This window comes from Streptomyces sp. NBC_01515, from assembly GCF_045040345.1.
In the GTDB taxonomy this organism is placed as follows: Bacteria; Actinomycetota; Actinomycetes; order Streptomycetales; family Streptomycetaceae; genus Streptomyces.
The window spans coordinates 6877570-6889671 of sequence record NZ_CP109416.1 but is presented as its reverse complement, the minus strand read 5'-3'; the positions used below and the strand labels follow the sequence as shown (position 1 = coordinate 6889671).

Sequence of the window (12102 nt, the reverse complement as noted above, 5' to 3'; positions counted from 1 at the left end):
GCTCCCCTCCCCTCCGGATCCCGCTCCGGCAGTTCCAACTGAAGTCCTCGTCGACCAGCCCCCGGGAGTCGCTCACGCGCTCACCTCACGGCAGGCCCGGTAGAAGTCCTTCCAGCCGTCTCGCTCACGGACGACCGCCTCCAGGTACTCCTGCCAGATGACCCGGTCGGCCGCCGGATCGCGGACGACGGCGCCGAGGATGCCCGCGGCGACATCGCTGGGCCGCAGCAGTCCGTCGCCGAAGTGGGCTGCCAGGGCAAGCCCGTTGGTGACGACGGAGATCGCCTCGGCCGTCGACAGCGTGCCGCTGGGCGACTTGAGCTTCGTCCGGCCGTCCGCCGTGATCCCGTCGCGCAGTTCGCGGAAGACGGTCACCACCCGGCGGATCTCGTCGACGCCCTCAGGTACCGCCGGCAGGTCCAGGGAGCGGCCGATCTGGTCGACGCGGCGGGCGACGATCTCGACCTCGGCGTCCGCGCTCTCCGGCAGCGGCAGCACCACCGTGTTGAAACGGCGGCGCAGGGCGCTGGAGAGGTCGTTGACCCCGCGGTCGCGGTCGTTGGCCGTGGCGATCAGGTTGAAGCCGCGGACGGCCTGCACCTCCTGCCCCAACTCCGGTATCGGCAGCGTCTTTTCCGACAGGATCGTGATGAGCGAGTCCTGTACGTCGGCCGGGATACGGGTCAGCTCCTCGACCCGCGCGGTCATCCCCTCCGCCATGGCGCGCATGACGGGGCTGGGCACGAGGGCGTCGCGGCTCGGGCCGTTGGCGAGCAGCTGCGCGTAGTTCCAGCCGTAGCGGATCGCCTCCTCCGGGGTGCCGGCGGTGCCCTGCACGATGAGGGTCGAGTCGCCGCTGACCGCCGCCGCGAGGTGCTCTGAGACCCAGGTCTTCGCGGTGCCGGGCACGCCGAGCAGGAGCAGGGCGCGGTCGGTGGCGAGGGTGGTGACGGCGACCTCGACGATGCGGCGCGGGCCGACGTACTTCGGTGTGATCACCGTGCCGTCCGGCAGCGTGCCGCCGAGCAGATAGGTGGCGACCGCCCACGGCGACATCTTCCAGCGGACCGGGCGCGGCCGGTCGTCCTGCGCGGCCAGCGCGGCGAGTTCGTCGGCGAAGGCGTCCTCGGCGTGCGGCCGCAACACCTCGTCCGACGGCTTCTCGTGCGCTTGCCCAGGCGTGGTTTCTACGGACACAGTCATGGCTGAGGCCCCCTCCAGCTCGGCCGGTTCGGATCTGGTGTCCACCTTGCACGACGCCACTGACAACGCGATCCGACCTGCGGAAACGCGTTCGCGGAGACCGGTGGCAGCTCAGCCCGTCCGGCGTTTGAGGACGAGGCCGTTCAGGCCGAAGGGGGATTTGGGGGCGCGGCCCCCAAGCTTCCAACTCCCACGCCGGCGCCGCCCCCCACCCCACCCACCACCCGCTCGCGGACCGATTGTCAGTGCTGGGATCTACCTTCGATGACATGACTCAGCAGGGGGTGCGCTGGACGGCTGATCAGGTGCTGGCACTGGCGCCTGACGCAGCGTCACGCAAAGCGGGAAGCAAGCTCGGGGCGGCGGGGCCGTGGTCCGAGGCGGGCAGTTCTGACGAGGGGACGGTGTGGGGGCTGTGCAAGGGCAGTGGCAGCAAGCCGTATCAGACGGTCGTCGACATCGCGGACACCGCGGGACCGGCGTACAAGTGCAGTTGTCCGAGCCGCAAGTTCCCGTGCAAGCACGCGCTGGGGCTGCTGCTGTTGTGGGCGGGCGAGGACGGCGCGGTGCCGTCGGGGCAGGCGCCGGGCTGGGCCGAGGAGTGGCTGGCGGGGCGTCGGAAGCGGACGGAGGAGAAGCGGGCGGCGGGGGCGTCCGGTTCCCCGACAGCCGCTGATCCGGAGGCGGCGCGGCGCCGGGCGGAGCGCCGGGCCGAGCGGATCACCGCGGGCGCGGGCGAGTTGGAGCAGCGGCTGACGGACCTGCTGCGCACCGGCCTGGCCTCGGCGGAGCAGGCGGGGTACGGGCTGTGGGAGGAGACCGCGGCCCGCATGGTCGACGCCCAGGCCCCCGGACTGGCCGCGCGCGCACGGGAGTTGGGGGCCATCCCGTCATCGGGACCCGGCTGGCCGATCCGCCTGCTGGAGGAGAGCGCGCTGCTCCACCTCCTCGACCAGGCCTGGCTGCGCCGCGAACACCTGCCCGACGACCTGGCGGCGACGGTCCGCTCCCGCATCGGCCTGCCCGCCTCACCGGACGGCCCACCCCTGCGCGACCACTGGCTCGTCCTCGCCCAGTACGACACGACCGACCCGAAACTGACGACCCGAAGAATATGGCTGCACGGCACGGACTCGGGCCGCACCTCCCTCCTCCTCTCCTACGGCGCCGCGGGCCGCGCCCCCGAGTTGGCACTGCCCATGGGGCTCGCCCTGGACGCGGAGGTGTCCGCATTCCCGGGCGCCGGACAGCTCCGGGCCGCCCTGGGTGAGCAGTTCGCGGCACCTTCGCCTACGACGGCCCGACCGCAGGGGGTTCCGACAGCTCAGGCCGCCGTCCACTACGGGGAGGCCCTGCGGCACGACCCATGGCTGGACTCGGTCCCGGTGACGCTGGACCGGGTCGTCCCCACCCCGGACGACGACTCCTGGCAACTGGCCGACGCTGAAGGGGACTTGGCGCTCCCCCTCACGCCCACTGCCCGTTCCCGCCCCGGTCTGTGGCGACTGGTCGCCCTCTCCGGCGGCGCCCCGGTGAAGGTCTTCGGCGAGTTGGGCCACCGAGGCTTCACCCCGCTGACGGCCTGGCCGGAGGGTGCGGGAGAACCGGTGTCCCTGTGCTGAACCCACTCATCAACTCGACGGAAAGGCACCGCATGAACACCACCCCCGCACCGGCGCCCCCGGCGGCCGACTGGGAAGAGCTCGTCACCACCGCGCTGCTCGGCACGGACCGCCGTACGCCTCCGGGGTGCGCGCCGGGCCAGGACGCACCCGTGGCGTTGCTGGACGCGGCGGCCGTGGAGACCGTACGGCGGCGGGCGGGACTGTGCCCCGCGCGGGCGGCACAGCGCCCCGAGCCCGCCGCGCCCGACGCGCGTCCGGCGCTGCCCGCCGCGGCGGCCCGCAGGCTGGCGATGCTCCTGACCGACCGCCCGGGTACGGGCGGCGGGGGCCGTAGGGGCACCTCGCCGGATCTCATGGAACTGCTGCCCCAGTGGCTGACAGCGGCCAACGCGCGTGGTTTCGCCGCGCCCGTCCAGGCCTTGCCCGCGCTGCTGGACGCGGCCCGGGGGCGTACGGATCTGCGGCCGGCGGCGCTGGAGTTCGCGGGCCCGCGCGCGTTGTGGCTGGCCCGGCTGAACCCGGACTGGCGATTCGCCCTACGTGCGACACCGGGCGGCGGCACCGCCCTGCCGGACCTGGACGCCCCGGACCAGGTCCAACTGCTCTGGCAGGAGGGCCTGTTCGCCGAGCGGGTGGCCCTGCTCGCGGCGATACGCGCCCAACGGCCTTCCTCCGCGCGCGAGTTGCTGGTCACGACCTGGGCGACGGAGCGGGCGGAGGACCGGCTGATGTTCCTCGACTCGCTGCGGATGCGACTCTCCGCCGAGGACGAGCCGTTCCTGGAGCAGGCGTTGGCCGACCGGAGCCGCAACGTACGCGCTACGGCGGCCGAGTTGCTGTCGGCGCTCCCCGACTCGGCGCTCGCCGCGCGGATGGCGGTCCGGGCGTCGGCCTGCGTGGCCGTCGACCGTACGCGCGAGGAACCGGGGCTGGTGGTCGAGGCACCGCACGAGTGCGACTCGGGCATGGAGCGGGACGGTGTGGTGGCCAAGGCTCCGGCGGGACGGGGTGAACGCTCGTGGTGGCTCGGCCAGTTGGTGGAGGCGACTCCGCTCGGGACCTGGGAGCGGCGGCTCGGCGGACGTACGCCCAAGGAGATCGTGGCGCTCCCGGTGGCGGACGACTGGCGGAGCGAGCTGCACGCCGCGTGGTGCCGGGCGGCGGTGCGGCAGCGGAACGCCGAGTGGTCCCGGGCGCTGCTGGGGACGCCGTCGGCGCCCGAGGCGGGCGGGCCGGGGGCCGTGTCCCTGGCCGAGCGCGCCAAGCTGCTGAGCACGCTGGGCGGGGGCGAACGGGCCGACTGGGTGGCCGGGTTCATCGCGGCGCAGGGGCTGTCCGAGGCGTTCCAGCTGCTCGGGGTGTGCGCGGTGCCGTGGGCTGCGCCGCTTGGGCGGGCTGTCGTGGACGCGCTCAACATCGCGCGGGACGCGGGGAGTTACCCGTGGAGTTTCAGCGGGGTGATGGGTCTGGCCGAGCGGTGTCTCGATCCGGCCGAGGCGAGTCGGCTCGACGGGTTGCTGGCGGTGCCGGACGAGACGGAGGACGCGGCGCCGGGAGCGGGGGGTTATTGGGCGGAGGCGTTCCAGCGGCTGGTGACCACGTTGCGGTTGCGCGCGGCGATGGCGGAGGAGTTGGGGGCGCGGTAGAAGGGGCGGGGGTTGGAGGCGCCGTAGAAACTGCCGGAGTTGGCTGCGCCGTAGAAGCTTGGGGGCTGCGCCCCCAAACCCCCCTTCGGCCTGAACGGCCTCGTCCTCAAACGCCGGACGGGCTGAAAATGCTGGCCTGCGCTGAAAAGCGAACCCCGTACGAGCTGGATGATGCCACCCTGCGCCGAGAAGCCAAGCCCCGCTCGCCGAAGGCCCTACGCCCCTGCCGGCTGCCGCACATTCTCCCGCACCCAGTCCACGATCGCCTGAGTCGTCGCCCCGGGCGTGAAGATCTCCGCGACGCCCTTCTCCTTGAGGGGGGCGATGTCCGCCTCGGGGATGATGCCGCCGCCGAAGACGAGGATGTCCTCGGCCTCGCGCTGCTTGAGGAGGTCGATGACCGCGGCGAAGAGGGTGTTGTGGGCGCCGGAGAGGATGGAGAGGCCGATCGCGTCGGCGTCCTCCTGGATCGCGGTGTCGACGATCTGCTCGGGGGTCTGGTGGAGACCGGTGTAGATGACCTCCATACCGGCGTCGCGCAGCGCCCGCGCGATCACCTTGGCCCCGCGATCGTGGCCGTCGAGCCCCGGCTTGGCCACCACCACGCGGATCGGACCGGCTGCCACACCCATCACTGCCTCCATGAAGCGACTGCGTTCATCCCTACCCACGGGTACCGCGGTACCCGCTTCAGTGCGGGAAGTGAACGAACGTTATCTCCAGCATCCCGCAACCGGCAGTTTCGCGGCGGATACCGAGGGGGAAATCACACGATGGGACACGTTCGCCGCGCAGCGTTCCAGCGGGAACAAGCGCACCGGGAGCCGCAACGAGGTCGCCGTACCGCCGCGCAGCAGGCCGCGCGGCGCGGTGGTACGGCGCATCGGCGCAGGCACGAAGGGCACGCAGGGCAGGTACGGCACGACAGCGGGAAGCCTCGTCGCCAGACCGACAGGGCTCCTCGGTACGTCAACGGCGTCGGTCACGCCGTGCGCCGCGCTCACCCGGCGCGTACCCCTCGGGCACCGTCGGTGACCCTCGCCGTGGCCTCCCACGAGGGCACACGGGGGACGGAGCTGTCGTTCCGTGTGCCGACAGGAGGTCGGCCATGAAGGTCACCGGGGTCGCAGCGCCCTTTCTCCCTCTATGTCAGCGCCTCCTGCCCAGCAGGCTGGCGGGCCTCTCGATGACCCTCCTGAAAGCGACCGCCCTGGAGATCGTGATCCTCGCGGGCCACCTTCTCCTCTATCCCTCCGGCATCGCCCAGGAGCGCCGGGAACCCCTGCCCGAGCCGCCCGCACCGGAGGACGCGACGCGGTTGCCGACCGAGGCGAAACCGCCGGTGGTGCTGCTGCACGGGTTCATCGACAACCGCTCGGTCTTCGTGCTGCTGCGCCGCTCCCTGGCCCAGCACGACCGCCGGCAGGTCGAGTCGCTCAACTACTCGCCGCTGACCTGCGACATCCGCACCGCCGCCGAGCTTCTCGGCCGGCACATCGAGGAGATCTGCGAGCGCACGGGCAGCCGGGAGGTCGACATCGTCGGGCACAGCCTCGGCGGGCTGATCGCGCGCTACTACGTGCAGCGGCTCGGCGGCGACCTGCGGGTCCGCACGCTGGTGACGCTCGGCACCCCGCACTCCGGCACGGCCGTCGTCCCGCTGGCCAACGCCCACCCGATCGTCCGGCAGATGCGGCCCGGCTCGCCGGTGATCGAGGAACTGACCCGGCCCGCGCCCGGCTGCCGTACGCACTTCGTCAGTTTCTGGAGCGACCTCGACCACCTGATGGAGCCGCTGGAGACGGCCTGCATCGACCATCCCGACCTGATCGCCCAGAACGTCCAGGTCAGCGGCATCGGCCACCTCGCCCTGCCGGTCCACCCCGCCGTCGCGAACGGCATCCGCCAGGCCCTCGACACCCCGCTGCCGGAAACCCCGGCCGCGACCCACGCCGGCACCCGCGCGGGCACCCACACCGGCGGCCTGACAGTGGCCTGACCGGACACCGACAGCGGGCTCACAGCCTCCCGAAGATCGAACGCTATTCGAACCCACGGCCAAACCCGTGCCCGCCGTCCCCCGAAACACGGCCGAATGCCCGTTTCCTGCTGACGCGAAACCTGACGAAGATTGTCGTGCCCGCATACTGCCGGGTACAGTCCACCGCACTGCTCTGGCAGCCCCTGTTGTCGAGGCGAATAGAGAAGTTGGTGAACGATCGTCACCCGTCGGGGACCATGACCACCCCGGCTCCGGCTTCCGATGCCACCTCGGCGCACTACGCGTCGTACGGCGGGCAGGACGCCCAGTACGGTGACTTCACCACGTACGGCGACCACACCGCCACGGATTTCCACCCGGGCGCGCAGGCCACCGCGAGCTTCGCCACCGACCCCCTCTTCGGCGACATGCCGGGCAACGCTCAGGGCCACGGCCATGACACCGGGTCGCACGCCACCGGCGCCTACGACTCCTCCGCCTGGTCCACGGGTGCCCAACACACCCTGAACTACGACCCGTACGCGGCCCAGCACCACGCCGCCTACGACACGGGCGCCTACGAGACCACCGCCTGGTCGGCCGACTACCAGCAGCTGTCCGCCATCCCGCCGCAGACCGGAGCCCCGGACGTCAGCGGCCAGTGGGACGCGAACGCCTGGCTCCAGCCCGACACCTCGGCGCATGCCCCGGCCCCCGCCGACCAGACCCAGCAGTGGGAATGGGGCACGCAGGCCTTCGACACCGGCGCCTACGACGCCACGCGGTGGAACGCCGACGGCACCGCCGCCGACGCGACCACCACCTTTGAACAGGCGTCGTACGACGCGACGCACGAGGGTACGTACGACGAACCCGCCCCGGAAGACGGCGAGTTGACCGCCACCGGCGAGATGCCCGCCCTCGACGAGGTCGAGCCGGAACAGAGCGGGACCCCGTCACACCCCGAACTCCTCGACGACCAGGAGGAGTTCACCCCGAGCCCGGCCCCGGCCGGCTCGCGCGCCGCGGCCCGCAACGGGAGCCGTTCCCGGCGCCGTACGCCTCCGAAACGGTCCGCGCTGATGACCATCGCCGTGCCGTCCGCGTGTGTGATGGGGGTCGCCGGGATCGCCGCCGCGTCCGTCGGCACGCTGACCGGCGGCAGCGACACGACGGCCTCGGCCTCGGACGCGACCTCGGTCAAGCCGTCCGTCGCGAACAACAAGCTGGACGCCCAGATCAAGAGCCTGTCGGCCGGTGCCGACGACTTCGCCGACCGGGCCAGCCGTACGCAGGAACGCATCGATCTCAAGGCCCAGCAGGAGGCCGACAAGAAGAAGGCGGCGGCGGAGGCGGCCCGCAAGGAGCGACTGCGCCCCAAGTACGTGCTGCCGGTCACGCAGCGGGGCCTCAGCGCCTACTTCGGCCAGGCCGGCGTCAACTGGATGTCCGTGCACACGGGCATCGACTTCCCCGTCTCGTACGGCACGACGGTGATGGCCGCGACCGACGGCGTCGTCTCCACGAAGTGGAACAGCGCCTACGGCAACATGCTGATCCTCACGGAGAAGGACGGCACGCAGACCTGGTACTGCCACCTCTCCAGCTACCGGGTCGCCTCCGGTACGACGGTGAAGGCCGGCGACCCGATCGCGTACTCCGGGAACTCGGGCAACTCCACCGGCCCGCACCTGCACTTCGAGGTGCGCCCGGCGGGCGGGGCGGCGGTCGACCCGCTCCCGTGGCTCCGCAGCCACGGGCTCGACCCGACCTGAGCCGCCCCAACTCCCTTGCGGCTCAAGCCACTACGGCTTACAGCTTCTCCACGGGCGCGTACCGCAGCAGCAGCCGCTTCGGCTTCGGCTCCCCGAAGTCGACCGTCGCCTCCGCGTTCGCCCCCGTGCCGTTCACGCCGACCACCGTGCCGAGCCCGAACTGGTCGTGCGTGACCCGGTCCCCGACGGCCAGCGCCACGACCGGCTTCTCCGAGGTCCTGCGGGTGGCGAAGCCCGAGGCACCCGACGCCGACGAGCGCGAGCGGGACGAGGACAGCGAGGCCGCGATGCCCGAGGCCGGACCCGTCGACGGCGGAGCCGCCATCGCGCCGGTCCGCTTCCACTCCATGTGCGCCGCCGGGATCTCCTCCAGGAAGCGGGAGGGCGGGTTGTACGACGGCTGCCCCCAAGCGCTGCGCAGCGACGACCGGGTCAGGTAGAGGCGTTCCCGCGCGCGCGTGATGCCCACGTACGCGAGGCGCCGCTCCTCCTCCAGCTCCTTGGCCTGGCCGAGGGCACGCATGTGCGGGAAGACGCCGTCCTCCATGCCGGTGAGGAAGACGACCGGGAACTCAAGTCCCTTGGCGGTGTGCAGGGTCATCAGCGTGATGACTCCGGAGCCGTCCTCGTCCTCGTCGGGGATCTGGTCGGAGTCGGCGACCAGCGCCACCCGCTCCAGGAAGGCGGCGAGCCCGACCGGAGTCTCGCTCTCCCCCTCACCTGAACTGTTCTCCTGCTCAAACTCCAGGGCTACGGCGGCCAGTTCCTGGAGGTTCTCGATGCGGGTCTCGTCCTGCGGGTCGGTCGAGGCCTGCAACTCGGCGAGGTAGCCGGTGCGTTCGAAGATCGCCTCCAGGACCGTCGCCGGGCCCGCGCCGGAGTCGACGATCGTACGGAGGTCCTCCATCAGCGTGTTGAACTTCTTGACCGCGTTCGTCGACCGCGCGGCCATGCCGTAGGCCTCGTCGACGCGCTTCAACGCCTGCGGGAAGCTGATCTTCTCGCGCTGCGAGAGGGCGTCGATCATCGCCTCGGCGCGCTCGCCGATGCCGCGCTTGGGGACGTTGAGGATGCGGCGCAGCGGGACCGCGTCCTCCGGGTTGGCCAGTACGCGGAGGTAGGCCAGGACGTCCCGGACCTCCTTGCGCTCGTAGAAGCGGACGCCGCCGACGACCTTGTAGGGCAGGCCGACGCGGATGAAGATCTCCTCGAAGACACGGGACTGCGCGTTCGTCCGGTAGAAGACGGCGACGTCTCCGGCCTTCGCGTCACCCGCGTCGGTGAGACGGTCTATCTCCTCGGCGACGAACTGCGCCTCGTCGTGCTCCGTGTCCGCGACATAGCCGGTGATCTGCGCGCCCGCGCCCGCGTTGGTCCACAGGTTCTTGGGGCGGCGGGACTCGTTGCGCTCGATGACCGCGTTGGCCGCGCTCAGGATCGTCTGCGTGGAGCGGTAGTTCTGCTCCAGGAGGATCGTCGTCGCGTTCGGGTAGTCCTCCTCGAACTGGAGGATGTTGCGGATCGTCGCGCCCCGGAAGGCGTAGATCGACTGGTCGGCGTCACCCACGACGCACAACTCGGCGGGCGGCAGGTCGTGTTCGCCGGGCGGGACGTCGACCGGGTGCTCGGAGGTGCCGACCAGCTCGCGCACGAGCGCGTACTGGGCGTGGTTGGTGTCCTGGTACTCGTCGACCATGACGTGCCGGAAGCGGCGGCGGTAGTGCTCGGCGACGTCCGGGAAGGCGCGCAGCAGGTTGACCGTCGTCATGATCAGGTCGTCGAAGTCGAGGGCGTTGGCCTCGCGCAGCCGCGACTGGTACATCGCGTAGGCCTGGGCGACGGTCTTCTCGAAACCGTCGGCGGCCTGGGCGGCGAAGTCCTCCTCGTCGATCAGCTCGTTCTTCAGGTTCGAGATCTTGGCGCTGAAGGACTTCGGGGGGAAGCGCTTCGGGTCGAGGTCCAGGTCGCGGCAGACCAGGGCCATGAGGCGCTTGGAGTCGGCGGCGTCGTAGATCGAGAACGAGGACGTGAAGCCGAGCTTCTTCGACTCGCGGCGCAGGATGCGGACGCACGCGCTGTGGAAGGTCATCACCCACATCGCGTTGGCGCGCGGGCCGACGAGCTGCTCGACGCGCTCCTTCATCTCGCCCGCGGCCTTGTTGGTGAAGGTGATCGCGAGGATCTGCCCGGGGTGCACGTTGCGCTCGCCGAGGAGGTAGGCGATGCGGTGGGTGAGCACGCGGGTCTTGCCGGAGCCGGCGCCGGCCACGATGAGCAGCGGGGTGTCGGAGTGCACGACGGCCGCGCGCTGGTTCTCGTTCAGCCCGTCCAGGAGTGCGGCCGGGTCGACCACGGGGCGTGGGGCGCCGTCCCGGTAGTGGGCGTCTCTGCTCGCGGGCACGTCGAACTTCCCGCCGAACAGGTCGTCCGGAATCGGCTCCGGTCCGTGCTCGTCCTCGGGCGGGGGCGGGGGCTCTCCCTCGGGGGCCCGGGGGCCCTGGAGATCCGCCAGGAAGCTGTCGTCAAAGAGGCTGCTCATCGCCTTCCGAGTTTAGGGCGCCCCACTGACAACCGACTGCCACCCCGGGAACTCGGGGAAATTCACGGACCAGAACCGGTCGGTCACGATCAGCGATGACCGGCCTGGCGCATGGCCAAGGTCACGGCCGCATATCAGGCATATCGAACATCAACCTTCACACAAACCACACGAGTTGGTTAACGTTCGATCAGGCCGTACGACCCCACGGACCTGGGGTGCGTCGGTCCAACTCCCTTTCCGGGCACGGACCGCAGGGCAACCACGGCCCGCAGGACAGCAACGGCCCGTAGGGCACCCTCTGGAAGGAGTCGCCTCCTTTGGCGTCGTCGCACCGCAAGCCGCGTTCCGCGGGCTCGCGCATCACAGGCATATGGGCCCCCGCCGACGACGGCGACCGGAGTATCGGCGAGGTCGAGCGGAAGGTCGACGACCTCTACCGGCAGGCGGAGTCGGGGACCGAGACGTACAACGCGACCAGGGAGAGGGCGGCCAGGCAGCGCGGGCGCGTCGACACCGGCCCGGAGGACGTGCCCAAGCTGGCACGGAAGCTCAACTCCGCGCGGGAGCGGCTGGGTTCGTTCACCGCAGCGCAGTACCGCACCGGGGCCGCCGCCCCGGACGCCTCGGCGTTCCTGCTCCCGGACACCCCGCAGGACTACTTCGAGCAGGCCCAGCTGATGAGCCGGCTGACCAGCCGCCAGAAGAACGCGGTCCGGCACGAAACGACCGAGAACCTCCGGACCCCCGACGACACGCAGAGCGACCTGAGGACGGCCAAGGCCACCGTCCAGAAGAAGCTCTCCACCGCGCGCGAGCTGCTGTCGCGGCCGACCGCGCGGACCCAGCGGACCGAGGCGACGCGGAGCACCTCTTCCGGTTCCTCGCCCGTCGACTCCTTCTACGCCACCAAGGCCGCCAAGGCGGTCGCCTTCGCCCGCGCCCAGGTAGGCAAGCCGTACGTCTGGGGCGCCGCAGGCCCCGGCTCGTACGACTGCTCGGGCCTCACCCAGGCCGCCTGGAAGGCCGCCGAAGTGACCCTCCCGCGTGTCATCACCGATCAGGCGAACGCCGGCACGACGGTCTCCCTGGCCGACGCACAACCCGGTGACCTCGTCTTCTTCTACGACGACGTCAGCCACGTCGGCCTCTACGTAGGCGACGGCACGATGATCCACGCCCCGAAGCCCGGCGCCTACGTGCGCGAGGAGTCGATCCACCACGACGACGCGGCGACCGTCCACAGCGTGGTGCGACCGGCCTGAGTGGAGTCCCCACGCGCGCGTGAGCGTGTTTTCGAGCGCCACGCACGCGTGCAGGTGTTTTTGACGTC

General features: G+C 71.3%; 9 protein-coding genes. 6 read left to right on the top strand and 3 right to left on the bottom strand.

Going from position 1 to position 12102, the window contains the following annotated elements; genetic code table 11:
- Window positions 1–72: 72 nt before the first annotated feature.
- On the bottom strand, window positions 73–1203 hold the full coding sequence (locus OG407_RS31345; RefSeq protein ID WP_405862938.1) for an AAA family ATPase: 1131 nt from the start codon (window positions 1201–1203) through the stop codon (window positions 73–75).
- Between the two features lie 269 nt (window positions 1204–1472).
- Between OG407_RS31345 and OG407_RS31340 the strand changes: the two genes are divergently transcribed.
- On the top strand, window positions 1473–2825 hold the full coding sequence (locus tag OG407_RS31340; protein WP_405862937.1) for an SWIM zinc finger family protein: 1353 nt from the start codon (window positions 1473–1475) through the stop codon (window positions 2823–2825).
- A gap of 32 nt (window positions 2826–2857) precedes the next feature.
- Window positions 2858–4474 (top strand): DUF5691 domain-containing protein, encoded by a 1617-nt coding sequence (locus OG407_RS31335; protein ID WP_405862936.1) that lies wholly within the window; start codon window positions 2858–2860, stop codon window positions 4472–4474.
- Window positions 4475–4689: 215 nt separating this feature from the next.
- On the opposite strand, the gene OG407_RS31330 is transcribed toward OG407_RS31335, so the two are convergent.
- Complete coding sequence (locus OG407_RS31330; protein WP_033280095.1) at window positions 4690–5106, bottom strand: cobalamin B12-binding domain-containing protein; 417 nt, start codon at window positions 5104–5106, stop codon at window positions 4690–4692.
- A gap of 70 nt (window positions 5107–5176) precedes the next feature.
- On the opposite strand from OG407_RS31330, the gene OG407_RS31325 reads away from it, so the two are divergent.
- The 3 genes from OG407_RS31325 to OG407_RS31315 all read left to right on the top strand — a co-directional run bounded on the left by OG407_RS31325 (window position 5177) and on the right by OG407_RS31315 (window position 8230).
- Entirely contained in the window at window positions 5177–5509 is a 333-nt protein-coding gene (locus OG407_RS31325; protein ID WP_405862935.1) for a hypothetical protein, read from the top strand.
- A gap of 73 nt (window positions 5510–5582) precedes the next feature.
- Window positions 5583–6473, top strand: coding sequence for a lipase family alpha/beta hydrolase (locus tag OG407_RS31320; protein ID WP_405862934.1), 891 nt, complete (start codon window positions 5583–5585; stop codon window positions 6471–6473).
- A gap of 239 nt (window positions 6474–6712) precedes the next feature.
- Complete coding sequence (locus OG407_RS31315) at window positions 6713–8230, top strand: M23 family metallopeptidase (RefSeq protein ID WP_405868699.1); 1518 nt, start codon at window positions 6713–6715, stop codon at window positions 8228–8230.
- Window positions 8231–8267: 37 nt separating this feature from the next.
- Here OG407_RS31315 and pcrA read toward each other — a convergent pair whose 3' ends face one another.
- Entirely contained in the window at window positions 8268–10769 is a 2502-nt protein-coding gene (gene pcrA, locus OG407_RS31310; RefSeq protein WP_405862933.1) for a DNA helicase PcrA, read from the bottom strand.
- 320 nt (window positions 10770–11089) lie between these two features.
- On the opposite strand from pcrA, the gene OG407_RS31305 reads away from it, so the two are divergent.
- Window positions 11090–12034 (top strand): C40 family peptidase, encoded by a 945-nt coding sequence (locus tag OG407_RS31305; RefSeq protein WP_405862932.1) that lies wholly within the window; start codon window positions 11090–11092, stop codon window positions 12032–12034.
- Window positions 12035–12102 lie beyond the last annotated feature (68 nt).

Coding starts and splice junctions, on each gene's coding strand:
- OG407_RS31330 (WP_033280095.1), bottom strand. CDS start 5,106: ATGGGTGTGGCAGCCGGTCCGATCCGCGTGGTGGTGGCCAAGCCGGGG.
- OG407_RS31340 (WP_405862937.1), top strand. CDS start 1,473: ATGACTCAGCAGGGGGTGCGCTGGACGGCTGATCAGGTGCTGGCACTG.
- OG407_RS31320 (WP_405862934.1), top strand. CDS start 5,583: ATGAAGGTCACCGGGGTCGCAGCGCCCTTTCTCCCTCTATGTCAGCGC.
- OG407_RS31345 (WP_405862938.1), bottom strand. CDS start 1,203: ATGACTGTGTCCGTAGAAACCACGCCTGGGCAAGCGCACGAGAAGCCG.
- OG407_RS31335 (WP_405862936.1), top strand. CDS start 2,858: ATGAACACCACCCCCGCACCGGCGCCCCCGGCGGCCGACTGGGAAGAG.
- OG407_RS31315 (WP_405868699.1), top strand. CDS start 6,713: ATGACCACCCCGGCTCCGGCTTCCGATGCCACCTCGGCGCACTACGCG.
- pcrA (WP_405862933.1), bottom strand. CDS start 10,769: ATGAGCAGCCTCTTTGACGACAGCTTCCTGGCGGATCTCCAGGGCCCC.